Consider the following 24083-nt stretch of genomic DNA (forward strand, 5'->3'; position numbering starts at 1 on the left):
TGTGCTTCAACTCAGTACCACAGGCTCATGATCGGCCAGCCGATCAGCAGCAGCGCGGCGATGTACACCACGCCGAGAATGCCGCCCAGGCGCCAGTAGTCTTTCGATTTCACGTAGCCGCAGCCATAGATGATGACCCCCGGCCCGGTGGCGTACGGCGTCAGCACGCCCATGATGCCGATCGACAGCACCAGCAGCATCGACAGCTGCTCCATCGGCACGCCCGGCAGCCCTTTACCGACCGCCAGGATCACCGGCAGCATGGTGGCGGTATGCGCCGATAGGCTGGCGAACAGATAGTGGGCGAAGTAGAACACCAGCACCAGCGCCACCACCGTCATGTTCGGCGAGAAGCCGTCCAGATGGGTGCTCATGGTCTGGGCGAACCAGTCGATAAAGCCGGAGCGCGTCAGGCCGTTGGCCATCACCACCAGCGTCGCCAGGTTAACCAGCGTGTTCCAGGCGCTGGAATATTTGGTGATCTCTTTCCACGACACCACGTGCAGTGCCAGCATCAGCGACACCGCCAGCAGACACACCGCGGTGGCGTCCAGCATTTTGCCGCCGAATACCCACAGGCACAGGCTGAGCAGCACCAGGCCGATCAGGGTGTATTCCTTGCGCGTCAGCTTGCCCATTTCCCCCAGCGCGGTATCCGCCCAGGCGGCCACTTCGCTGCTGTGGGTCACGCCCGGTTTGTACAGGTAATAGGAAATCAGCGGCGCGATGATCAGCAACAGCAGACCGACCGGCAGGAACGCCAGGAACCACTGCATCCAGCTGATGTGCACCCCGGCGATCTTGCCGACGAACTCGATGCCCAGCACGTTCGGCGCAGCGCCAGTGACGAACATCGAGGAGCTGATGCTGGTACCGACCACCATCATCCACATCAGGTAACCACCGATGCGGCGCGAGGAGGGATCGTTAGGGAAAGAGTCGAACAGCGGCGGCAGGTTTTTCACCACCGGGAACACGGTGCCGCCGGTGCGCGCAGTGTTGGACGGCGTGAACGGCGCCAGCAGGATATCGATGATCACCACCGCATAGCCCAGCGTCAGCGTGCGCTTGCCCATGAACTTCACCAGGAACAGTGCGATGCGCCGCCCCAGCCCGGTGGCCTCGTAGCCCAGCGCGAAGATAAAGGCGCCGAACACCAGCCAGACGGTGGTGCTGGAGAAGCCCGCCAGCCCCCATTTCAGCGCCTCTTTACCGGCCTTGAAGCCCGGCTCCGCCAGTTCCTGCGCGCCGAACAGCACCCAGTTGGCGCTGAGCACGCTGACGGTCACGGCGATAAAGCTGATGGCGGTGGCCGGGATCGGCTCCAGAATCATGCCGACGATCATCGCCACGAAGATGGCGAAGTAGTGCCACGCCTGCGGCGGCATGCCGTCGGGCACCGGTATCAATAACAGGATCGCGAGCACCGCCAGCGGCGCTATCGCTTTCCAGATCTTTTCCTGGGTTTGGGACATGGGGACTCTCCTGAAGGCTTGGTTATTATTCTTGGGCACCCAGCTGCGCCAGCAGCCAGGTCACTATCAACAAGTCGGCGCTGCCGCCGGGACTGAGGTTGCGGGCAATGCAGTCGGCATCGAAGCGCCGCAGGCGCGCCAGGCCAACCTCCCCGGCCGAGCCGCCCTGCGCCAGCAGCAACGCCGCCTGGCGCCGTAGCCAGCGCAGTCCGAGCATGCCGCCGCGCGAGGCGACGTTGGTGTCACCGTTGTGGGCCATCAGCCACAGCAGACTGTCCAGCAGCGCCCGCTGTTCGTCGCCGTCAGCGGCCAACCGTTGCCGATACAGCGGCAGCGCGCCGTCCAGCACCAGCCGAAAACCGGCTTCCGCCTCGCCGCGCGCGCCGCTGAGGCCGTAGGCAGCGAACAGCCTCTGACCGGCGGTCTGCCCGGCGTTGTTGCGTCGCAGCTCGCGGTCCACCAGCCCCCGACACATCGCCGCCGTTTCGGCGCACAGCGCCGCTGCGCCGATGGCGCGCCCCTGCTGCTGCAGGCGGCCGAAGGCGGCGCACAGCAACCCGAGCGAGAACACGCTGCCTTTGTGGGTGTTAATGCCGCCGGTGGCGCGAAACATCTGGTTTTCGCAGGCCAGGCCCAGCGGCCGCAGCCGCGCCAGCTGCTGCTCTGCCGGCAGAGCCGCGTCTTCGCGCCCGCGTTGGATAAAGCGCGGCAGCCACACGCCGATGGCGCGGGCGCTGCGGTAAAAATGCCCGAGATCCATGTCGCGGTGGGCGCCGGTGTTATGGCGATCCACCAGCCCCGGTTTGGGCGTGAGGTTGACTTCCACCAGCAGCGCGCGAAAGGCGGCGCGGGCGAAGTCGCAGGCCGGTTCGGCACGGCGGGCGGGCAGATTAATCGGCAGAGATCGCATCGTTGAACATCCTTTCCATTTCATGCAGCAGTTGCTCGCTGCTATGCCGCCGCTGGCGGGCGCAGATCTTGGCCGGTTGGCCGCACAGCAAACAGCGCCGTTCCGGCAGGCCGATATCGCGGCGCGACAAAATGCGCCCCTGCGTATCCAGCACGTCGATGTCCCACAGCCGGCCGATCGGGCGGCTCACCTCCAGCTGCATGGCGCAGTCCTTCACCCGCTGGGCATCGGCGCGTAGCGCGACAAACCCTTCGCAGCCGGTGGAGAGCGCCAGCGCTTCGGCCTGCGGGCTGGGCCAGCCCTGTTCGGCGCACAGCCGCAGCAGCGCCGCCCACCCCAGGTTGAAGATGCCGCGCGTCAGCGCGCTGTCCTTCACCGGGCCGGGCACCACCAGCGTCAGCACCAGCAGCGTGCACTGGTGCTGCGCCAGCCACGCCTGCTGGCGCGCCTGGCGGCATTCGCGGCTGGTGAGCAGCTCCGGCAGGCTGACCGCGCGTTCGGCGGCCAGTTGGGGATCGACGGCGGCCATCGATTACTCCGCCACCTGATGCACCACGTCGATCACCGAGCCGTCGCGGTAACGCACCACCGCCACCACCTTGTCGGTAAAGGCGATCGGCTGCGGTTCGCCGGTCAGCTGCAGCGCGCGGGCGCGCAGCCAGTCGATGCTCACCACCTCGAGCCCAGCCTCCCGCAGGCGCTGCGCCAGCTCCGGCCGCGCCGGGTTGACGGCGATGCCGTGGTCGGTCACCAGAATGTCGATGCTGGAGCCCGGCGTGACGCAGGTGGTCACCTGCTCCACCAGCGTCGGAATGCGCCCACGCACCAGCGGCGCGACGATGATCGCCAGCCGCGCGGCGGCGGCGGTGTCGCAGTGGCCGCCGGACGCGCCGCGCAGCACGCCGTCGGAGCCGGTCAGCACGTTAACGTTGAAGCCGGTATCGATCTCGAGCGCGCTCAGCACCACCACGTCGAGCCGATCGACCGACGCCCCCTTGGAGCTGAAGTTGGCGTACTGGTTGGCGCTGATTTCGATATGGCGCGGGTTGCGCGCCAGCGAGGTCGCCGCCGCCCGATCGAAGCTCTGCACGTCCAGCAGCTTGCCGATTAGCCCTTTCTCGTGCAGATCCACCATGGTCGAGGTGATGCCGCCGAGGGCGAACGCGGCGCGAATGCCGCGGGCGCGCATCTTGTCCTCCAGGAACCGGGTCACCGCCAACGAGGCACCGCCGGTGCCGGTTTGCAGCGAGAAGCCTTCGGTGAAGTAGCCGGAGCCGGCGATCACCTCGGCGGCGCGGCGGGCGATCAGCAGCTCACGCGGGTTCGAGGTCATGCGCGTGGCGTCGGCGCCGATCTTGTCGGCGTCCCCCACCCGCTCCAGCTGCACGATCAGGTCCACCCGATCCTGCGCCAGGCTGGCGGGATGATGCGGATACGGCACCAGTTGCTCGGTCAACAGCACCACGGTGCCCGCCGCCTCGGCGTCCACCCGCGCATAGCCGAGCGAGCCGCAGCAGGCTTCACCGCTGTAGCCGTTGGCGTTGCCGAACTCATCGCAGGCCGGCACGCCGAGGAAGGCCACGTCTATCTTCAGCTCGCCGGATTCGATCAGGTTGACCCGGCCGCCGTGCGAATGAATTTGCACCGGCTCCGCCAGCAGCCCGCGTGAAACGGCGTCCGCCAGCGGGCCACGCAACCCGGAAGTGTAAATGCGGCTCACCACGCCGTGGCGAATGTGTTCAACCAACGGCGCGTGGCAATCGGTCAGCGAACTGGAGGCCAGCGTCAGGTTGCGGAACCCCATCGCCGCCAGCGTCTCCATCACCTGGTTGAGGGTCAAATCGCCGCCGCGAAACGCATGGTGGAAAGAGATGGTCATGCCGTCCTGCAATCCGCTGCGGCGCACCGCCTCTTGCAAGGAATCGCACAACTTGAGATCGCGCGGTTTGCGCGCCTGCAGATTGGCCTTGGAGACGTCCTGATAGCCCGGCAGATCCGCCGGGTTGGCGAAGGTCATCAATCGTTGTTGGCGGTTCATCATGCTTCCTCCCCGTGCTGAGCCGGTTCTTCCCGTAAGCCGGACAGCGCGGCGCGCTCCAGCACCAGCCGGGCGCGTTCAATCACCGGGCTGTCGACCATTTTTCCGTTGAGCGACACCACGCCGCGTCCTTCCCGCTCCGCCGCTTCGGCGGCGTCCACCACCCGCTGCGCGTGCGCCACCTCTTTGGCGGTCGGTGCGTACAGGTTGTGCAGCAGCTCAATCTGGCGCGGGTTGATCAGCGATTTGCCGTCGAAGCCGAGCTGTTTGATCAGCGCCGCCTCCTGCAGGAAACCGGCCTCGTTATTGGCGTCGGAGTAGACGGTGTCGAACGCCTGAATGCCGGCGGCGCGCGCCGCCTGCAGCAGCGAGCAACGGGCGAACAGCAGCTCGATGCCTTCCGGCGAGCGTTCGGTGCGCAGGTTGCGTACATAGTCTTCCGCCCCCAGCGCGATGCCGATAAGACGCGGCGAAGCGTGCGCGATCGCCACCGCGTTGGTGATGCCCTGCGCCGATTCGATCGCCGCCAACAGCCCGGTGCTGCCGACCGGCCGGCCGCAGGCCGCTTCGATGGCGGCAATCTCGCGCTCCATGTCGATAACGTCCTGCGCGCTGTCGGTCTTAGGCAGACGCACGATGTCTGCGCCGCCGCGCACCACCGCCTGCAGGTCCGCCAGGCCGTAGGCGGAGTCGAGCGCATTGACGCGCACGATGGTTTCCACCTCCTGGTACAGCGGGTGCTGCAACGCGTGGTACACCAGCCGGCGCGCCGCGTCTTTTTCACGCAGGATTACCGAGTCTTCCAGATCGAACATCAGCGCGTCGGCCTGGTAGATAAAGGCGTTGCTGACCATCGCCGCGTTGGCGCCGGGAACGAACAGCATGCTGCGGCGCAGCCGGGTTTTATTCAGCGTTTTCATCTTTCGCCTCCCACGGCAGTTGGCCGCCCTCGCAGGCGCGCATCAGCGCGGTTTCCAGCCGGGCGCGCAGCACGCAGTCCAGCGCGCCTTTGTCGTCAACGATCACCTGCACCGGCTCCACCTCATAACGCTGCAGCACTTCCAGCAAGGTGTGGCGGATAGCCGCGCCGAACTGTTTTTCCACGCTGCTGGCGATCAGCAGATCGTGCTGCGGTCCCTCGGCGGGCGCGATGCGCACCATGACATCGCTGGATTCCAGCGTGCCGGCCATTGCTTCTCGGATAATTTTCATCATTCACCTGATTGTGCGGACTCAAAAGGATGCGGGGCCGCCTTGGCCCGGCGCTGCGTTTGCAGATCCTGCAGGTAGTACAGGGTGTCCGGCGGCACCAGCGGCGCGGCGGCGTGGAAGTCCCCCGCCGCCAGCAGCTTGCGCACCCAGGAGGCGGAGATCGCCGTGCCCTGATATTGCAAACGCTCGATTTCCACCAGCGCGATCGGCGGGCTGGGCAGCGCCGGCGTTTCCAGCCAGTAGCGCATGTCGCGGTTGTATTTCGCGGTCACCGCACAGAACGGCTCGTTGCCGACGAAGCGGTGGGTAATGCCCAGCGCGGGTGCCAGATACTGGCGGAAGATCTTCAGATCGATTTCGGTGTAACAGTCGTCGGCCACGCCCTGGTCCTTGATGAAGTAACAGGGGAAGGTGGCGCGCGAGATCACGTACTGCGAGCCTTCGTGTACCGTGAGGTTGGGGATATCGGCGGTGCCGGCCAGCACCAGCCGGCGCCGGTCTTCATAGCTGAAGCGCGAGGTGTTTTCCTTCACCAGAAACAGGTGCAGCCAGTCGCAGCGCTTGGCCGCCTGACGCACCAGATACTGATGCCCGCGGGTGAAGGGGTTGGCGTTCATCACGATGCTGCCGATGGTGTCGCCCGGCCGGCGCTGGCTCGCCAGTTGGGCGGCATAGCGCTTCAGGCGGCACGGGCTGTTTTCCATCAGCACCACGATGCCCGGCACGGTGGCGATCGGGTAGAAACCGCACTGGCGGAACAGCGGCTCGTTCTGCACCTTGGTGTAGATAAACAGCTGGGTATGGTGCCGCTCGTAGGCCAGGTTCACCAGCTCGGTCGCCAGCGCCAGCGCCAACCCTTCGCCGCGCATCAGCGGACTGATGGCGACGCATTTGATAATATTGTCGGCGATGCCGCCGCAGGCGACCAATTTGTCGTGCTGGGTAACGGTAATAAATATTTCAACCGTAGTGTCGATATTCAGATCGTTACTGCGCAAGAAGGCGCTTATTTCCGAAATCGCTTTATGATCCGATCGCTTTACCCGATTAAATACGGCATCGCCTAACATAACACGCTCTCTGGGTTAACTAACAAACAACAAGTTAAATACAAAAAGGCTTTTTAATTAACATTGACAAGGTTAATTAAAACCTTAAAAACCATGAAGATAAACACGACATCGCACTCGATAAACCAATGGTAAACAGAAAAAAAACGCGGATTATTGACCTATTTCACAAACCGTCCCCGGTTAATAAGTTATTTAATGTTCTTTATTTGCTTAATTAATCTTATGGTGTTTATTATTGAGATAATCTTTATTTGACGCCGCAATTTACTTACATTCATTTAGCATCTTGATTGCAATAGTAGGTTTCATTATGGAATGGCTGAACATCCTGATCGTTGAAGACGAAACGCCGCTGGCGGAGATGCATGCGGAGTTTATCCGCCAGAACGGCGGCTGCCGCCAGATTTGGCTGGCCGGTACGCTGGCGCAGGCCCGCGCCATGACCGAACGCTTCAAGCCGGACCTGATCCTGCTGGACAACTTTCTGCCCGACGGCCAGGGCATCACCCTGCTGCGCGAACTGACGCTGAGCGGCTATCGCGGCGGCATCGTGTTCATCACCGCCGCCAGCGACATGGCCACCGTGGCCGAGGCTTTGCGTTACGGCGTGTTCGACTACCTGATCAAACCGCTGGCCTATGACCGGCTGAGCCAGACCCTTCAGCGCTTCAGCCAACGCCGCGAAGCGCTGAAGGACAAGGCGCGCCTCAACCAACGCCGCATTGACGAGATGTTCAACACCTACGCCCGCGGCGAACAGCAGGCGGCGCTGCCCGCCGGCATCGACGAGCTGACGCTGGGTAAGATCCGCGCGCTGTTCGCCGAACCCGCCGCGCGCCACACCGCTGAAAGCGTTGCGCAAAAAATGGGGCTCAGCCGCACCACCGCGCGCCGTTATCTGGAATTTTGCACCGCCGCGCAGCAGCTGCGCGCCGAGATCATTTACGGCAAGGTGGGCCGCCCACAGCGGATCTATCGCGCCGGCGAGCCGCATTAACGGTTATTTGATCGCCCTTGCAAGGTTGCGTGTAACCGCTTTACTTTTTATGCGCCGGTCAGCATCTTGGTGAGCATCACCTAGCCAACTGGACGATCGCCGATGCCTGCTGCGCCCCTTGCTTCCCTGACCGAGATCCTCGCCCGCCGTGACTGGCAAAACCCGGCCTGCACCCACTACCGCCGGCTGGACGCCCACCCGCCGTTCGCCAGCTGGCGCACGGTGGAGGACGCGCGCGACGATGCCCCCAGCGCCAGCCGCAAGTCGCTGAACGGCGAATGGCGCTTCAGCTATTTCCCGTGCCCGCAGGCGGCACCGGAAGGCTGGCTGCAGCAGGATCTGCCGGACGCCGCCCCGCTGGCGGTGCCGGGCAACTGGCAGCTCGCCGGCTACGACGCGCCGATCTACACCAACGTGCGCTATCCATTCCCGGTCGATCCGCCACGCGTGCCGGAAGACAACCCCACCGGCTGCTACTCGCGCACCTTCAGCGTCGATCCGGCCTGGCTGGTCGCCGGCCAGACGCGCATCATCTTCGACGGCGTAAACTCGGCATTCTATTTATGGTGCAACGGCCACTGGGTCGGCTATTCGCAGGACAGCCGCCTGCCGGCGGAGTTCGATCTCAGCCCGTGGCTGCAGCCGGGTGAAAACCGGCTGGCGGTGATGGTGCTGCGCTGGTGCGACGGCAGCTACCTGGAAGATCAGGATATGTGGCGCATGAGCGGCATCTTCCGCGACGTCAGCCTGCTGCACAAACCCGCCGCGTACCTGAGCGATATCCACCTCACCACCCCGCTGCATGACAGCTTTACCCGCGGCGAACTGGTGGTAACGGCGCGTGCCAACCGGCCCGGCCCACTGCAAGTGCAGGTGCAGCTGTGGCGCGACGGCGCCCAGGTGGCCGAACGCACCCAGCCACTCGGCGGCGAGATCGTGGACGAACGCGGCGCCTATGACGACCGCGTCACGCTGCGCCTGCCGGTGGAGCGCCCCGCGCTGTGGAGCGCCGAAACGCCCGCGCTGTATCGCGCCACCGTCGCCCTGCTCTCCCCCGAGGGGGAGATTATCGAAGTGGAAGCCTATGACGTCGGCTTCCGCCAGGTGGAAATCAACGGCGGGCTGTTGAAGCTTAACGGGCAACCGCTGCTGATCCGCGGCGTTAACCGCCACGAGCATCATCCGCGCCACGGCCAGGTGATGGACGAAGCGACGATGCGCCACGACATCCTGCTGATGAAGCAGCACAACTTCAACGCGGTGCGCTGCTCGCATTATCCCAACCACCCGCTGTGGTATCGGCTTTGCGACCGCTACGGGCTGTACGTGGTGGACGAAGCCAATATCGAGACCCACGGCATGCAGCCGATGAACCGGCTGGCTGACGATCCGCTGTGGCTGCCGGCGATGAGCGAGCGCGTCACCCGCATGGTGCAGCGCGATCGCAACCACCCTTGCATCATTATCTGGTCGCTGGGCAACGAGTCCGGCCACGGCGTGAACCACGACGCGCTGTACCGCTGGGTGAAAAGCCAGGATCCGACCCGCCCGGTGCAATATGAAGGCGGCGGCGCCGACACCGCCGCCACCGACATCATCTGCCCGATGTATGCGCGGGTGGATCAGGATCAGCCGTTCCCGGCGGTGCCCAAATGGGCAATCGGCAAGTGGATCGGTCTGCCGGAGGAACAGCGGCCGCTGATCCTGTGTGAATACGCCCATGCGATGGGCAACAGCTTCGGCGGCTTTGAGCGCTACTGGCGCGCGTTCCACCACTATCCGCGCCTGCAGGGCGGCTTTGTCTGGGACTGGGTCGATCAGGCGCAGATCAGGCGCGACGCCCAAGGCGAAGAGTACTGGGCCTACGGCGGCGACTTCGGCGATACCCCCAACGATCGCCAGTTCTGCCTGAACGGGCTGGTGTTCGCGGATCGCACCCCGCACCCGGCGCTGTTCGAAGCGCAGCGGGCGCAGCAGCTGTTCCGCTTCGCCTTCGACGCCGCCTCGCTGACGCTGACCGTCACCAGCGATTACCTGTTCCGCCACACCGACAACGAACAGCTCAACTGGCGGCTGGAGCTGGACGGCGTGGAGCGCGCCAGCAGCAGCATCGATCTGGCGCTGGCGCCGCAGGGCAGTGCTAGCTTCATCTTGCTCGACCGGCTGCCGATGTTGCATCAGCCAGGCGAGCTGTGGCTGAACGTGGAGGTGGTGCAACCGAAGGCCACCGACTGGTCTGAAGCTCACCACCGCTGCGCCTGGGATCAGTGGCGGGTGCCGCGTGCGCTGCATCCCGCGCCGCCGCCCGCACAGGGCGTGCCGCCAACGCTGATTGAAGACGATCAGGGGCTGACCCTCACCCACGGCGACCAGCGCTGGCGCTTCGATCGCAGCAGCGGCCACCTGACGCAGTGGTGGCAAAACGAACAGCCGCAGCTGCTGACGCCGCTGCGCGACGGCTTTGCGCGCGCGCCGATCGACAACGACATCGGCGTCAGCGAGGCGGACCATATCGATCCCAACGCCTGGGTCGAACGTTGGAAGCTGGCGGGCCTGTACCGGCTGGAGGAGCGCTGCTCGCGGCTGCAGGCCGATGCGCTGCAAAACGGCGTGCAGGTGGTGAGCGAACACCAGTTCGGCGTGGACGGGCAGATTCTGCTGATCAGCCGCAAACAATGGCTGTTCGATGCGCTGGGCGCAGTGAGCGTGAACGTGGAGGTCGAGGTGGCCGATACTCTGCCGCCGCCGGCGCGCATCGGCCTGCACTGCCAACTGGCGACGGTGCAGCCGCACGCCGAGTGGCTGGGCCTGGGCCCGCACGAGAACTACCCGGATCGCCGCCTGGCCGCGCAGCATGGGCGCTGGCGCCTGCCGCTGGCGGATCTGCACACGCCGTATATTTTCCCCGGCGAGAACGGCCTGCGCTGCGACACCCGCAGCCTGCGCTACGGCGGCTGGCGCATCGACGGCCGCTTCCATTTCTCGCTCAGCCGCTACGGCCTGCAACAGCTGATGGCCTGCAGCCACCAGCATCTGCTGCAGCCGGAAGCAGGCACCTGGCTGCATCTGGACGGCTTCCACATGGGGGTGGGCGGCGACGACTCCTGGAGCCCGAGCGTGCACCGGGATTACCTGCTCACCGCCGGCGTTTACCGCTATCAGCTGCGCCTGCAGCGGGCGATCGAGGGCTAAATCTGCCAAAAAACTCAACGGGTTGCGCATTCTGTAAGCAAACAGTCACAGAATGTGTAATCCGCCTTTGACATGCCTGCGGCGCCTCGCTATTATTCGCCCCGTTCACACGATTCCTCTGTAGTTCAGTCGGTAGAACGGCGGACTGTTAATCCGTATGTCACTGGTTCGAGTCCAGTCAGAGGAGCCATATTTAGAGAAGCCCGCCCAGGGAAACCTGAGCGGGCTTTTTGCTGTTGGGCGGTTATACTCAATTATCCCCTGCACTCTCGCTACCCGACACCGTTCAGCCATCCGTTGAACGGGTGAGTTTCTCCCATTGTTCAATTTCCTGACCTAACGCCTCGAGCTTTTGCCGCACCAAACTTAATGCGTCACTGCCTAACAACAGATGCGTAGGTGGGGTCTGGCTCTCGATCAATGCCAGCATGGCGTGAGCCGCCTTCACGGGATCGCCGAGTTGCTTGCCGCTTTTTTCCTGACGCGCCTGACGAACAGGTTCAAATAACGCGTCATAGTCAGGGAGACGGCGAGGGCTGCGTACCATTGAACGCCCGGCCCAGTCCGTTCGAAACGAGCCGGGCGCTACTGCGGTCACGTGTAGGTTGAACGGGGCAAGCTCTTTACTTAAGGTTTCTGATATCCCTTCCAGTGCAAATTTGCTGCCGCAGTAATAGCTGATACCGGGCAAGGTAATGAAACTGCCCATTGAGGTGATATTGATAATGTGACCGCGACGGCGCTGGCGCATGCCCGGCAGCACGGCTTTGATCATCGCCACCGCGCCAAACACATTGACGTTAAACTGGCGGCGCAGCTCTGCAAGCGGGGATTCTTCCAGAATGCCTTCATGGCCGTAACCGGCATTGTTCACCAGCACATCTATCGGACCGACGGCGGACTCTATCTCTCCAACCACCTCATCAATACGTTCATCGTCCGTGACATCAAGCAGATAGCCAAAAGCCCGCAGCGTATCGAGCGCGGCGAAAGCCTGCAGTGCTTCGCTGTTGCGCACCGTCCCTACAACCCGATGCCCTACGGCGAGGGCTTCCCGCGCCAGCGCCTGACCAAAGCCACTGCTGACGCCGGTAATTAAAATCGTTTTTGCAGATGCCATAAAAAGAACTCCCATGAACCATGAAGGTTGCATGGTATTCTCTTCCCTGCCGTATTTTTAGGCCGTATTTTCTCTTTTTCTTGCCTGATTTTATGAGGTGGTGGGATGTCCGACATGATTGCCCTGATGAATAGACTTGCGGTGCAAGAGGGATACAACCTCACTGCCCTACCTGATGTGCGAATTTTGCGTTCCGATCGCCCGCTTGCCAGAACGCCGGTGCTTTACGATCCAGGGATCGTGATCGTCTGCCAGGGCAGCAAACGCGGCTATTTCGGTCAACAGACCTATTTATATGATGAGCAGCACTACCTGGCGGTTTCGGTGCCGGTACCGTTTGTGATGGAAACCGACGCGTCGGCAGCACATCCGCTGCTGGCGATTTATATGCATCTGGATTTTCAGCTTGCCGCGGAACTGATGTTGCAGATTGAACAGCATGGCGCCCCGCATCCTCCCGTCGCGCCGCAAAGCATGATGTCGAGCCCCATGGACGGCGCGGTAAAAATGGCCGTACTTCGCTTACTTGAAGTCCTGGCTAACCCGCTTGAGGCAGCGATCCTCGGCCCGGCGCGGGTGCGTGAGCTTTATTTCCGCGTATTGACAGGCGCACAGGGCAACGCAATGCGTGCCGCATTGGCCTTGCAGGGCCAGTTTGGCAAGATCGGTAAAGCGTTGCAGCACATCCATGCCGCTTACGCGGAGCCGTTAAAGCTGACGCAGCTGGCGATGATGGCCGGCATGAGCGTGCCGACCTTTCATAGCCATTTCAAAGCGATAACGCAGATGCCGCCAATGCAGTATGTGAAGTCGGTACGCCTGCACCAGGCACGGATGCTGATGGTGCGCCAACAAATCACCGCCGCCGCCGCGAGTTACGCCGTTGGCTATGAAAGCCCATCGCAATTTAACCGCGAATTCAAGCGTCTGTTTGGCCTGCCACCGGCAGAGGAGATAAAACGCATGCAGCGTCACTTCGCCATTCCGCCCGCGCAGCCTGCGTCGGTATTTGTTTCATCGCACTGAGGCTTATTTGGTCAGGCGAACGATAGTCCGCTATGAGCGAAATGCTGACTTCGGCGTCAGCAAAATTACGTTCAGTTGACAAAGCTATATGATATAATTTTATCATGCTGAATCGGCGGATAATTCGGTAGAGTAGTACTAAGTATGCGTTACGTTGCTATTAAGAATGAGACAGTAAATTGAAAACAAAACAGTCAAAAATCCCCAAATCAATTTATAGGCCCATGCATGACAACGAGTTTGACCTCTGGGGGGGCCTCTCTTTAAATGACTATGTTGAAGACCTGATGGCAAATCATCGGTACAGTCGTAAAAAAGCCCAGATAGAGGCGTCGAAATCATTTAAAACAGCCTTGCCAGCGGGAATCAATACTCAAAATAACCATTTTAGAACTTATGAACATGACAGTCAGGCTGCGGGATATCTGTGGTTTAGCCTGGAAGATAACTCAGCCTTTTTGTCAGATATAATGCTTCTCCCAGAATTTCAGGGTAAGGGAATGGGTCGGGATTTTATCCGTGCATTCCTGAATGAGCTGACTCAACAGGGCGCATATGAGGTGGAACTCAGAGTGTCACCGGACAATCAAAGGGCTTTGAAATTATATAAAGAGTTTGGTTTTCGGATAACTGGTTTTGATATGAGTCTTTTGCTAGGATCCGACTGATCAGCAATCCGTTAATCATAATTTTCGGAGACAATCTCGGGTAATATCAACTATCGATAGGCAATCTACCACTATATATCCTCACATCATCAATGTCCGCTTCTGGCACAAAGCCGACTGTCAGATTACCCACTCCAGCATTTCCCCCCCATTCCACGCCCACACCATTCCACGCCCCAGCAACGTTGGAGCGCCCCCCTGCGTTGCCGTCGGCGTGAATCCGCCAAGCGGCAGCGGCAACCACCGCCATAACTCCAACGCTTGGCCAACCCCTACCAGCGAAACCCGCTCTTTTATCTAAGAAGATTCCTAACCCAGCTGACGGATATCCCTTCCTGACGCCAATACGCAGGTTAACCCGCAGATTTACAGAAATAATCCTGTAAAAACAATCGATAAGAGAATTGTTCGCACTCGGTAAGTTGCGTCTATCCTTTCGTATGGGCGCCTGCCGCCCATCGTTCGCTGCGGCTCGCGGCATGCGCGTTTCTGGCTGTACGGGTTTCGGTTTATTCCATCGCGCGCCTCCATTCATCATGTTGAATTTCACAGCAATCTCTCAGCAACAAGGAGTGTTTATATGGCTTACGTCATTACCGACCGAGAAAAACTGCAAGCGATTTGGGAGGCCGCCAAAGCCGGCGACTGGCCGGCCGTGTATGCCGCCTCCGTCGATGCGCTCACCGATCCCAACCATGCCAACCAACCTATTCAAGGCGTGGATATCGCGGTCTATACCTGGATCAAAGGCGCCTATGGCGTGAACTCGAATCAGGGGGCGTTTGCCCATTACATTCGCGACCAAACCAAGCTGCAGTATGAGCTGCGCACCGGGCATGTTCCCGATGACTGGGAAACGCGCATTCAAAATGCCTCCGACAACATCGCCAAGAACTTCGCCAAGACGCTGTTTGGCGTCGATCTGAGCAGCGATCCCAACGCGCCGCTGCCGGATGCCCCGCCCACCAGCGCCAAAGTGCCGGACATTCACGAGGTCGGCCTGATCGACGCCGGCGCAGCGGCATCCGAGGTGTTCACCGATGCCTCCTCGACCGGCGCCCCCAACTATTCGCCCTGGGCCGGCACCACGCTGTTCTCCTATTTAGGCGACACCTCGTTCTTTACCGAATGGGTGGCCACCAACGATACCTCGCCTTTTAAGGTCGAAAGCGGCACCTACGATTTGATTGCGGCGGCGCAGGTCTCCATGCAGATGAAAAACCTCAGCTACGTGGTTGAAACACTGCTGGCGGGCGAAGTGCCCACCTATTTGACCACCCTCGGTATTGGCCACGAGACCATCCGCCTCGCCGCCGAAGCGGCGCGTGATTTCTACACCGAATCCTACGGCAGCAGCGTGACCGGCGGCGGCAGTATCATTCCCGGCAAGCTGGATATCGGCTCGGCGATTTTCAACGACATTGCCGACGTGCTGTCCACGCCGAATCTGTACCGCGTCGGTACTCTGCATGACGATGATTTCACGCTGGCGTTCGGCAATATCGCCGTTAACACCGGCAGCGGCGACGACACCATCAGCGTGCCGCGCGGCTGGCAAAACAACGCCGGCAACTACGGCTGGACGGTGATCGACGGCGGCAGCGGCCATGATACGGTCGATTATTCCAGCCTGTCGCACGGGGTAAACCTGAAGTTTGACGCCCAGGGCAGCTACGGCGGGCGCGGAGTGATCGAGAAAAACGGCATCGGGCTGTACGGTTTTAAGGACGGGCTGTACAACATTGAGGCGGTGAAGCTGACGGACTTTAAGGATAACGTCACCTTTAACGATCGGGTGCTGACGCCGGCCAACGGCCTGGAGGTTAACCTGGGCAAAGGCTCCAGCGAGATTCGCTTCGAGCACGGCTATACCACTGCGCCGGGTGGGAGCGCGCCGCAGGATTATCTCGGCGTGAACCTGAGCATGCTGTCCAACGATGTTCCCTTCCCCAACAGCCTGCTGAATATTCCCGTGAAGCAGACCCACAATATCTACATCGACGACAGCTTCGAACTGGGCTTTTTACAGGCCTCTTCCCTGTCTATCGATAACCACCTGCTGGCCTTCGGCGCCGAAGGCTCAAACAGCAGCTTCTCGCTGAACTACAACGCGCAAACGCATACGCAGGATCTGTCGATATTCATGCAGGGCACAAGCGCGCTCAATCAGCACGTCGTCAATATCTACAATTGGGGCCAGGGCGACTTCGGCATCACGCTGGAGCAGCCGGCCATACAGCTTGTCGGTTTGCAAAACGTTACGCCGCAAGAGCTGGCGGCCGCCTAAATAAAGCCCGCCCGTTTCCCCGGGCGGGCTGTTTACCTTCAGCGCGGCGACTCACTCCCTGTCTCGCTCCGCAATCCGCGCCATCAGCGCCCCCAGCAACGCCAAATCGACCAGCAACGCCAGCGCGAAACAGGCTCCCTTTATCTCCGGCGCGGCATAGGTCTGCACCAGCAAAACGGCAACCACCACCGCCGCGGTGGTCATCACCGTCGTCAGCCTGCACGCCACGGCGAACGCCGCTTTCTCCCCCACCGCCGTGCGGTAGGCTACGCCCTGGCCCAGGCCGCCGAGGGCGATGCCCGGCAGCAGGGCCGGCCAGTCATGGCCACCGAACAGCATCAGCAGCGTGAATAACCACCCCGCCGCCGCCAGCAAAAAGCCGTAGCGGAGAACGATCAACGCCGGGCCATTGCGCAGCGTCCGCCAGCGGGCCAGCGCGCCGCCGCCAAGAAACGCCAGCGCCAAGGCCGTTAGCAGCGTCAGGGTGGCGCCGATGCCCAACAGGCTTTCCGTCTCCAGCAGCAAGGCGCCCGCTGCCACCGGCACGCTGAGCGCCAGGGCACTCGCCGCCGTTCCCGTATGTTCCATGGCGCCCAGGGCGCCGTTGTTGATATAGAGGCTCATCGCTCACTCCCGACAAGATGAAAATGATGAAATAAATTCATTTCCTTGTTCACATGTCGGTAGCCTATCTCTTGTATACTCGGTCAGACAAACTCATAGTTTTCAGCCTTAGATGAGAATAACTCAGCCATGAGAAAAACCCGTTTGCCGCCGCTGGGCGCGCTGCGCGCCTTCCACGCCGTGGCCGGCTGTCTCAGCTTCAAGCTGGCCGCCGAGGAGCTGGGCGTCAGCGCGACGGCGGTCAGCCATCAGATCAAGCTGCTGGAGTCGGTGCTGGCATGCCGGGTGTGCGAGCGCAGCGCGCAGGGCGTCAGCCTGACCGAGACCGGCGAGATCCTGTATGCCGGCACCCAGCGCGCCTTCGCCGCGCTGGAGCAGTCCGTCGCCCAAATCACCCGCGCCCAGCAGCCGCCGGCGCTGACCGTCACTACCACCTCCAATTTTCTCACCCACTGGCTGGTGCCGCGTCTGGCGGATTTCAAGGCGGAGTTTCCCGCCATCGATCTGCGCCTGCACACCAGCGTCGAGCGCGTCGATCTCAACCAGCGCACCGTGGACGTCGCTATCCGCTACCGCGAAACGCCGGAAACCGATCTTCACTGCACCCTGCTGCATGAGGATCGCTTTATCGTGGTGGCCAGCCCGGCGCTGGCGCTGGAGCGCAGCGAGGATTTGCAGCGGGTGACGCTGTTTCACGTGGAACATCGGCAGGTGCCCGCCGACGCGCCGACCTGGGAAAACTGGCGGCGGCGCTACGGGCCGGAGGGGTTGAACGTGGCAGCCGGGCTGACCTTCAGCGACGAAACCCATGCGCTGCAGGCGGCGGTGGCAGGTCAGGGGGTGGTGATCGCCAGCCGGCTGCTGGCGCGCGATTTGTTGCAGCGCGGCGTGTTGGACGCGCCGTTCGAGATGTCATTGCCCGGCGCCAACTACTATTTGGTGGCCACCGAAGAGACCGCGCAGCGCTCCGATATCATTGCGCTGCGCGAGTGGTTGTTGCGGCAAATGGCGGCGGGCTAACGGCGCTCGGGGGCGATTTCCCCCAGGCGGATCGCCACGCCGATCGCCTGCGCGGTGGTGGCGGCGCCGAGCCGTTGGCGAATGCGCCGCAGATGGTTTTCTACCGTGCGTTCAGACAGGCCGAGCATCGCGGCAATATCCGCCTGGCGCCGGCCGATGGCGGTCCAGCTCAGCACCTCGCGCTCGCGCGCCGACAGACGCCCCCTCTCCTGCACGGCCGCCGGCTCGAACAGCCGCCGCGCCGCCAGAAAGGCCGCCGTGCCCACGAGCGACAGCGCCAACCGCACCGGCGGCGAGGCGTCGATGCGCTCGCCCCCCAGGCTGACAGCCCCCTCCAGGCCGGCGGGGCCGAACACCGGGATCTGCACGCCGTGCAGCCCCGCGCCGCGCGGCGTGCGCACAATCCGGTAGCGCTCTCCCTGCTCCGCCCGGGTTTTGGTCCAGAAGAACGGTTCGCTGGCCCGCAGCATGTGCCGGGTCACCGGGCAGTGCCGCACGTAGGTCAGCGCATCGACCGCCTCACCGTCGCCGAACCAGTCGCCCTCGACCCAATAGATATGCTCTATCCCCGCTTCCGCCGCAGCGGAGGCGGAGAACAGCACAAAGCGGTCGAAGCCGAACGGTGCGGCGAAGGTGCGAACCCGCCCCTGAATGGCGGACAGGGTTCGCTCATGCTCCATCGCCAACGCCGTCTGGAAAGCGCGCTGCGCGAGCTCGTCGCTCATCGCGCGGCGACGTCGGCCAACAGCGTCTCCGCCGCCAGCTTGCCGAGGTTGTTGGAGGCCAGCGGGCTGTCGCCGGTCAGCAGGCGCCGATCTTTATGCACCTTGCCGGTGATGTCGCCGTTGACGATCTTGACGCCCCGCTCGCGCAGGCGTTCGCCCACCAGCCAGGGCATCGGGCCGGGGATGTAGCCGATGTCGATGTTGGCGCCGGTATCGAGCGAGTCCGGGAACACGCACATCTCATAGCCGCGATAGAGGAAATCCTCTTTGCGCTCGCCGATGCCCGCCGCCAGCAGGCCCGCCGGCCCGTGGCACAGCGAAATCACGTAGCGATCGTTGTCGTGCGCCCAGTGCAGGGTCTTTTTCACCTCTTCGCTGAACGGAATATCATTCAGCACGCCGTGGCCGCCGGGGATGAAAACGCCGAGGTAGTTGCCGCCATCCAGATCCTTCACCACCTCCGTCAGCTTTTTCGGCTGCTTGAGTTGGCTGCGGTACTTCTCGTAGGTGGCCTTGACCGCTTCGTCTTCCTGCGGGAACGCCCACATCTCCAACTTCACCGGATCGCCGGACGGCGTGGCGATGTCGATCTCGAAACCGGCCAGATCCAGGTGGTACATCGGCAACAGCATCTCGACCGGGTGGTTGCCGGTGGAGAAGAATTTGCCGTTTTGCATCAGCAGGTAGCGCTCCTGCGAGGCGATCATCAGCACCTTCCACTTGCCGCCGCGATAGGCGTTCGGGTAGCTGGCGCCCGCGAAGTCGGTTTTGGACGAGGTGTACTGGCTGAGGGAGTAAGGCGATGGGAAGAACGCGTTGTCTTCCGCCACATCCGGGGTGGGATTACGATCGTTGGACACTGAATCAGTCATGATTATCTCCATATTCACCGTTACGTTGCCCTTTCAGCTTAAATAACCGCCGGCGGGGCCGCAATGAGGGATATCCCTCAAGCAATCTTTGCAGCCGAAACTCAGGCGAGATTGCGCAGAGCGATAATAAAGGTTTCTTCGCCGGCGCCCTGGTATTCATAGCGGCACTTTCTTACCGGCACCCGAAAATAGCGCTCCAGGATATCTTCCCGCAGCACAGCGCTTTTAACGCCAAACAACGACTGCCGTTTTGTCATCAGTAAACACTTGTCGGAGATGCGTTCGGCATAATTGAGGAAATGCGTATTCAGCACGATCGTCATCTGCCGCTCTTTGGCGAGGCGCCAGAGCATCTCGATCATTTTTGCCTGATTGTAAAAATCCAGGTTCGACTCCGGCTCATCAAGGATCATGACGTCAGGATCTGCCATCAGCGCCTTGGCGAAATAACACATCTGCAGTTCACCGCCGCTGATCTGATCGATGCTTTTCTGCGCCAACGGGCCGATTTCCAGGGATTGCAGCACCGCCTGCGCCCTGGCGAAATCGTGCTTTCCCGGCCGGGCAAACAGTCCGGCCTGACGAACGCAGCCGAAAGTGACAAAATCGAGTACGCCATAGGAAAAATGTGGCGCCTTCGCCTGCGGCACATAGGCCAGGCGCGCCTCTCGATTATCGACACGGCCGATCTCGCACCAGCCGGCGCTGGGCCGACACAGGCCCGCAATATTTCTCAGCAGCGTGGTTTTGCCGGCGCCGTTCGGGCCCAGCACGCTGAGGATCTCGCCGCGCTTAAGCTCGAAGCTGACGTTGTCGAAAATGGGCTCCCGCCCTTTGAAACCAAAGGATAGTCGGCTAGCGGTGATCATATCGATTGCCCATAATAAAAAGCGTGGCGAAAAGCGGCGCACCGATCAGCGCGGTCAGGATGCCGATCGGGATTTCTGCGTAGGTGGCGCCTCTGGCGATATTGTCTATCACCAGCAAAAACAACGCCCCGCTCAGCGCCGAGACCGGGATCAGGCGGCCGTGGTTATACCCCAGCACGCTTCTCACCAGATGCGGGATCACCAAGCCGACCCATCCCACCACGCCGGCCAAGCTTACCGAGGCGGAAACCAGCAGGGAGGCGGCGATCAGCAGCAGGATCTTCAACCGGGGCGGATTTAGGCCGGCAATGCGCGCCTCGTCGTCCCCCAGCGAGAGAATGTTCATTTTCCACCTGAGCCGATAGATTGTCAGGTAACACGCCGCAAACAGCGGGATTAGCCAATAGACCTGCGCTTTCGCCACCGAAGCGAAGCTGCCCATCAGCCAGAAGACAATCGCCGGCAAGGTATCCTGCGGATCGGCGACATATTTTATGACCGAGACAAACGCGATAAACAACGACGCGATAATCATGCCGGACAGGATCGTCGTCAGCGCATCCTGCCGACGTTTCAGGCGACAGATGCCGAACACCAGCAGCAGGCTCACCACGCCGAAAAGAAACGACAGCATGGCACTCAGGGCAAAAGGCAGACTCAATAAAATGCCCAGCGCAGCGCCAAAGGCGGAGGCGGAAGAGGTGCCCAGCACGTCCGGGCTGGCTAACGCGTTTTTCAGCACCGCCTGAAAGGTCGCGCCGGCGACCGCCAACCCGCCGCCCACCAGCATCACCGCCACCACCCGCGGCGCGCGCAGGTTAAAAATCACCGAATAGCGGGTCGGGTTTTCCCCCGGCATGTTCCCCTGCCATAAAATCTGCATCACATCATGGGCCGACAAGGCGTAGCGGCCGGCAAACAGTGATGCGACGGCGGCCACACACAAGGCCAAAAACAGCCCCGCCAGGATCGCCACATATTTTCCTCTGCCCGGCATCCCCAAGCTCCCCCCATTAAATGAATACTATTCAACCGTGGTTCTAGCGCTGTGCCAGCACCTCATCCAGCAACCGGTCCGGGATCGCATAGGAGAACATCGTCTGATAATAGCGGCGCGTCTCCTCCCACAGCGTCTTGTCGCTAATGTCTTCAGGCGCATAGCGGTTGATCATAAACAGCGGCAGCAGCGATGTTTCCGCCGACAGGCCCCCCCAGTTATGAATGCCCACCGGCGTCGAGAAAACCTTGCCGTTTTTTACCGCCCTGAGCGTTTCCCAGGCCTGGCCGGGGATCCCCCCGTGCAGCAGCGCTTTGGCGCTACCGAACACCACGAAAATCACATCCGGGTCCCAGGCCATGATCTGCTCCATCGAAACGTTGATGTACCTGCCGGCATCCCCTTTCACCGGCAAATCCCCGGCGACGTTGTCCATGCCGGCCATTTTCAGGTAGGTGTCGCCATAGGTATGCGGGCCACTCACCTTCAGCTGCCTGCCGTCACTTTCTTCGAGATACAACGCCCTGACGTGCTGCGCATGGATGGCTGCGGCATAGGGGCGGATCTGCTTCAGGGTCTTTTCCCAGGCGTCTTTGAATTTGTGCGTGCGCGGCAGGCCGAGCGTGTCGGCGAAAGTGTTCTCCCAATACACCTGGGTAGCCATCGGCTGGTATTTTGTCTGCCCGCCGGCATCCAGATCGACGGTCATCACGCCCGCCCTTTCCAGCCGATCGTCCTGGCTTTTGCCGTAGTAATAAATAATGTCGGGCCGTAGATTCATTAACGATTCCATGTTGACCCGGTAGTCCTTATTGATGAAGGCGGAGGTGATCCTGCCGATGTCAGGCTTCATGTCCTCCAATACATGCCTATCGGCATGCATGAACGCCCAGGGCCCCACGCCGACGACGTGCCGGTAGGCCGCCTCGTTCGCCAGGATCACGCCGAAGGGGCAGTTGCCGGTGATGACGATCCGCGGATAGCTGCCGGGCAGCGTTTGCGCCGCCACGCTTTGTGGCGGTTCGGCCGCCGCCGGCTGGCCGGCGGTGGCGTAAGGCGCCGTCGGCAAGGCGAATATTGCCAGCAGAGCGGTGGCGATAAATTTCACTGTGACGCACATGGTGCCTCCTGTGCGCACGCTCGGCGGCGTGCGTCGATGGGCTGCTTTAGGCCGACGCGGCGATGCCGGCGGCCATGATGGTGATCCCGGCCACAAACACGATTGCCGTGGTGGCGACCGCGCCGCCGCCGACCAACGCGGCGGTTTTTCCTGTGGAAAGGTCTTTTCGTTGCAGGAAAGAGAGCTGCGACAGAGGAATGATTTTTCCGCTGTCGGCAACCAAGTCTTTCGGTTCAACCTTCGCCACCGTCAGCTCGCCGCCGCTGCCGTCCTTCAGGCCATATTTCAACTGGTCGCCGACATAGACCGGCGGCTGCAGCAGGTAATACGGGCTATTGAGCCCCGCCTCTTTTTGTTGCAATGCCACGTCGTGGTAGGTCGTGCAGCCGGCAAGGGAAAACGCCGCCATCCCGATAACCAACGGCACTAATGGGACAAATCGCATGGGAAACCTCGTGCTTCTATTTGCTGGTTTTTAACGTAACGGCGGACTTGAAGCGCATATAGCTCACGACCAGAGAAAGGAACGAGAATGCCGCCCCCGCCATTAAACTGATATTCGTCGCTTGCGCGCCGCGCATATTGAAGAAAATCGCCACTAACGCCGAACCGACGATTTGCCCAATCAGCCGGGAGCTGCCCAACAGGCCGCTGGCGATGCTGCTGTTTTCATGGGAGACCGAAGTCATGATCAGCAGGTTGTTCGGTGATTGAAACAGGCCAAAACCGATGCCGCACAGCGCCACGCGCCATACGATCGCCCCATTCGACGGATCGCTGGGCAGATTGGCCATCAGCAGCATGCCTGCCAGCAGACAGGCAAGGCCCGAGAGGGCAACAAGATTGGGATCGTATTTCTTGGCCAAATCGCCGGAAATTAGCGAAGACGCCATGGTGGCCAGCGGCCAGGCGGTCAGCAACAGACCGATGTCCACCACGTTTCTTTGCAGGACATTGTGGAAATAGAAAGGCAGCGATACAAAAGCCAAAAGCTGGGTGCTGTAAGACAGCATCGACATCAGCAAAGACAATGACAGCGTCGGATTATGCAGCATCGCGATCGGGATCAGCGCGGCGTTGGCCTTTCTTTTCTGATTGATATACAGCAACCCGGCCAGCCCGGCGAATACCGCAAAGCTCAGCGCCGCCGCCGGCAGATGGTGGGTGGTCATGCTCATGGTGCTGAGCGAGAAAGCGATGAACAGCACAAACACCAACAGGGCGCCCCCGCGGTCAAATCCAACGCTGCGTCGCTCGCGGGGGGCCAGGAAGATCAGGCTCAGCAACAGCGACAGGCAGGCGATGGGAACATTGATGGTAAACAGCCAGTTCCAGCTCGTTTGAGAAAGTATCGCCGAGGCGATGGAGGGCCCGGCGGCGGCGGAAACCGACACCACCATTACGTTTATGCCCAGGCCGCGCCCCAGCAGCCTTTCCGGGTATATCTCCTTGATCAGCGCCGCATTGACGCTGAGCACCGCCGCCGCACCGAAGCCCTGTATCACCCGGAATGCCGTCAGCATCGACAGCGTCGCGGAAAGCGCGCAGCCCAAGGATGAAAAAGCGAACAGCACCACCCCGGCTATAAAGATCTTTTTATTGCCCACCGCGCGGCCCAGCGCCGCGAAGGGCATCAAAGAGGCAACGACGGCAAACTGGTAGGCATTAATAATCATGATGGAGGCCGATTCGGAAACGCCGAAATCTTTGGCGATCACCGGCAGTGCCACATTGGCGATGGTACTGTCGAGCATGGCGATAACCGTGCTTAACGAGACCGCGAGAACGGCGAATATATTTAATGTCTCTTTTTCCTGGTGTTTAAAAGTCATGTTAACGCTCCAAAAACGTGAGTGGC

At 61.5% G+C, this 24083-nt stretch carries 22 protein-coding genes and 1 tRNA gene; 7 read left to right on the forward strand and 16 right to left on the reverse strand.

Translation table 11 applies throughout. The annotated features are described in order from the left end of the window. Positions 1-11: 11 nt before the first annotated feature. From ATE40_RS12610 to citC, 7 genes are read right to left on the reverse strand one after another with little or no spacing between them, the layout of a single operon-like run. The gene (locus tag ATE40_RS12610) at positions 12-1475 is read right to left on the reverse strand and encodes an anion permease (RefSeq protein ID WP_004940821.1); all 1464 of its coding nucleotides are present in this window, start codon (positions 1473-1475) and stop codon (positions 12-14) included. 25 nt (positions 1476-1500) lie between these two features. Then, positions 1501-2385: a triphosphoribosyl-dephospho-CoA synthase CitG gene (citG, locus tag ATE40_RS12615; protein ID WP_063917886.1), complete on the reverse strand. Its 885-nt coding sequence runs from the start codon at positions 2383-2385 to the stop codon at positions 1501-1503. Further along, positions 2366-2914 carry a citrate lyase holo-[acyl-carrier protein] synthase gene (citX, locus tag ATE40_RS12620; protein ID WP_019452467.1) on the reverse strand — a complete coding sequence of 183 codons (549 nt, stop codon included), beginning with the start codon at positions 2912-2914 and terminating at the stop codon, positions 2366-2368. The genes citG and citX overlap by 20 nt, the downstream gene beginning before the upstream one ends. Positions 2915-2917: 3 nt before the next feature. Next, positions 2918-4423, reverse strand: a complete 1506-nt coding sequence (gene citF / locus ATE40_RS12625; RefSeq protein WP_004940815.1) for a citrate lyase subunit alpha — start codon at positions 4421-4423, stop codon at positions 2918-2920. Next, positions 4423-5343, reverse strand: coding sequence for a citrate (pro-3S)-lyase subunit beta (citE, locus tag ATE40_RS12630; protein WP_044030873.1), 921 nt, complete (start codon positions 5341-5343; stop codon positions 4423-4425). The genes citF and citE overlap by 1 nt, the downstream gene beginning before the upstream one ends. Continuing rightward, positions 5327-5635: a citrate lyase acyl carrier protein gene (gene citD, locus ATE40_RS12635; RefSeq protein ID WP_019452464.1), complete on the reverse strand. Its 309-nt coding sequence runs from the start codon at positions 5633-5635 to the stop codon at positions 5327-5329. Before citD ends, citE begins: the two co-directional genes overlap by 17 nt. Continuing rightward, entirely contained in the window at positions 5635-6705 is a 1071-nt protein-coding gene (gene citC, locus ATE40_RS12640; protein WP_004940809.1) for a [citrate (pro-3S)-lyase] ligase, read from the reverse strand. The genes citD and citC overlap by 1 nt, the downstream gene beginning before the upstream one ends. 313 nt (positions 6706-7018) lie before the next feature. Here citC and dpiA point away from each other — a divergent pair, with 313 nt between their 5' ends. The 3 genes from dpiA to ATE40_RS12655 all read left to right on the forward strand — a co-directional run bounded on the left by dpiA (position 7019) and on the right by ATE40_RS12655 (position 11087). Then, positions 7019-7705, forward strand: a complete 687-nt coding sequence (dpiA, locus tag ATE40_RS12645; protein ID WP_004940807.1) for a two-component response regulator DpiA — start codon at positions 7019-7021, stop codon at positions 7703-7705. A gap of 102 nt (positions 7706-7807) precedes the next feature. After that, positions 7808-10897, forward strand: coding sequence for a beta-galactosidase (locus ATE40_RS12650; protein WP_063917885.1), 3090 nt, complete (start codon positions 7808-7810; stop codon positions 10895-10897). A 114-nt stretch (positions 10898-11011) separates the two neighbouring features. Next, positions 11012-11087, forward strand: a tRNA-Asn gene (locus ATE40_RS12655). A 96-nt stretch (positions 11088-11183) separates the two neighbouring features. Here the strand turns inward: ATE40_RS12655 and ATE40_RS12660 are convergent. After that, positions 11184-12017, reverse strand: a complete 834-nt coding sequence (locus ATE40_RS12660) for an oxidoreductase (protein ID WP_063919654.1) — start codon at positions 12015-12017, stop codon at positions 11184-11186. Positions 12018-12122: 105 nt separating this feature from the next. Here ATE40_RS12660 and ATE40_RS12665 point away from each other — a divergent pair, with 105 nt between their 5' ends. The 3 genes from ATE40_RS12665 to ATE40_RS12675 all read left to right on the forward strand — a co-directional run bounded on the left by ATE40_RS12665 (position 12123) and on the right by ATE40_RS12675 (position 15998). Beyond that, positions 12123-13043, forward strand: a complete 921-nt coding sequence (locus tag ATE40_RS12665) for an AraC family transcriptional regulator (RefSeq protein ID WP_063919634.1) — start codon at positions 12123-12125, stop codon at positions 13041-13043. A gap of 179 nt (positions 13044-13222) precedes the next feature. Beyond that, positions 13223-13711, forward strand: coding sequence for a GNAT family N-acetyltransferase (locus tag ATE40_RS12670; protein ID WP_063919635.1), 489 nt, complete (start codon positions 13223-13225; stop codon positions 13709-13711). Positions 13712-14291: 580 nt separating this feature from the next. Continuing rightward, the gene (locus ATE40_RS12675; RefSeq protein ID WP_063919636.1) at positions 14292-15998 is read left to right on the forward strand and encodes a hypothetical protein; all 1707 of its coding nucleotides are present in this window, start codon (positions 14292-14294) and stop codon (positions 15996-15998) included. Positions 15999-16049: 51 nt separating this feature from the next. On the opposite strand, the gene ATE40_RS12680 is transcribed toward ATE40_RS12675, so the two are convergent. Then, positions 16050-16622 carry a hypothetical protein gene (locus ATE40_RS12680; protein ID WP_063919637.1) on the reverse strand — a complete coding sequence of 191 codons (573 nt, stop codon included), beginning with the start codon at positions 16620-16622 and terminating at the stop codon, positions 16050-16052. A gap of 129 nt (positions 16623-16751) precedes the next feature. On the opposite strand from ATE40_RS12680, the gene ATE40_RS12685 reads away from it, so the two are divergent. After that, positions 16752-17642 carry a LysR substrate-binding domain-containing protein gene (locus ATE40_RS12685; protein WP_063919638.1) on the forward strand — a complete coding sequence of 297 codons (891 nt, stop codon included), beginning with the start codon at positions 16752-16754 and terminating at the stop codon, positions 17640-17642. On the opposite strand, the gene ATE40_RS12690 is transcribed toward ATE40_RS12685, so the two are convergent. From ATE40_RS12690 to ATE40_RS12720, 7 genes are all read right to left on the reverse strand, one after another. Further along, positions 17639-18367: a PA1136 family autoinducer-binding transcriptional regulator gene (locus ATE40_RS12690; protein WP_063919639.1), complete on the reverse strand. Its 729-nt coding sequence runs from the start codon at positions 18365-18367 to the stop codon at positions 17639-17641. The two genes, ATE40_RS12685 and ATE40_RS12690, sit on opposite strands and share 4 nt — an antisense overlap. Further along, positions 18364-19239, reverse strand: coding sequence for a glyoxalase III HchA (gene hchA / locus ATE40_RS12695; RefSeq protein WP_063919640.1), 876 nt, complete (start codon positions 19237-19239; stop codon positions 18364-18366). Before hchA ends, ATE40_RS12690 begins: the two co-directional genes overlap by 4 nt. 101 nt (positions 19240-19340) lie before the next feature. Then, a complete protein-coding gene (locus tag ATE40_RS12700) occupies positions 19341-20108 on the reverse strand; it encodes an ABC transporter ATP-binding protein (RefSeq protein WP_060420360.1) in 768 nt (255 codons plus the stop codon). Next, complete coding sequence (locus tag ATE40_RS12705) at positions 20095-21105, reverse strand: FecCD family ABC transporter permease (protein ID WP_060425978.1); 1011 nt, start codon at positions 21103-21105, stop codon at positions 20095-20097. The genes ATE40_RS12700 and ATE40_RS12705 overlap by 14 nt, the downstream gene beginning before the upstream one ends. A gap of 43 nt (positions 21106-21148) precedes the next feature. Next, positions 21149-22225 carry an ABC transporter substrate-binding protein gene (locus tag ATE40_RS12710; protein ID WP_244889042.1) on the reverse strand — a complete coding sequence of 359 codons (1077 nt, stop codon included), beginning with the start codon at positions 22223-22225 and terminating at the stop codon, positions 21149-21151. 46 nt (positions 22226-22271) lie between these two features. Further along, complete coding sequence (locus tag ATE40_RS12715; RefSeq protein WP_244889043.1) at positions 22272-22670, reverse strand: hypothetical protein; 399 nt, start codon at positions 22668-22670, stop codon at positions 22272-22274. A gap of 16 nt (positions 22671-22686) precedes the next feature. After that, the gene (locus tag ATE40_RS12720; protein WP_063919642.1) at positions 22687-24057 is read right to left on the reverse strand and encodes an MFS transporter; all 1371 of its coding nucleotides are present in this window, start codon (positions 24055-24057) and stop codon (positions 22687-22689) included. Positions 24058-24083 lie beyond the last annotated feature (26 nt).

Source organism: Serratia surfactantfaciens, from assembly GCF_001642805.2.
GTDB classification, from domain to species: Bacteria; Pseudomonadota; Gammaproteobacteria; order Enterobacterales; family Enterobacteriaceae; genus Serratia; species Serratia surfactantfaciens.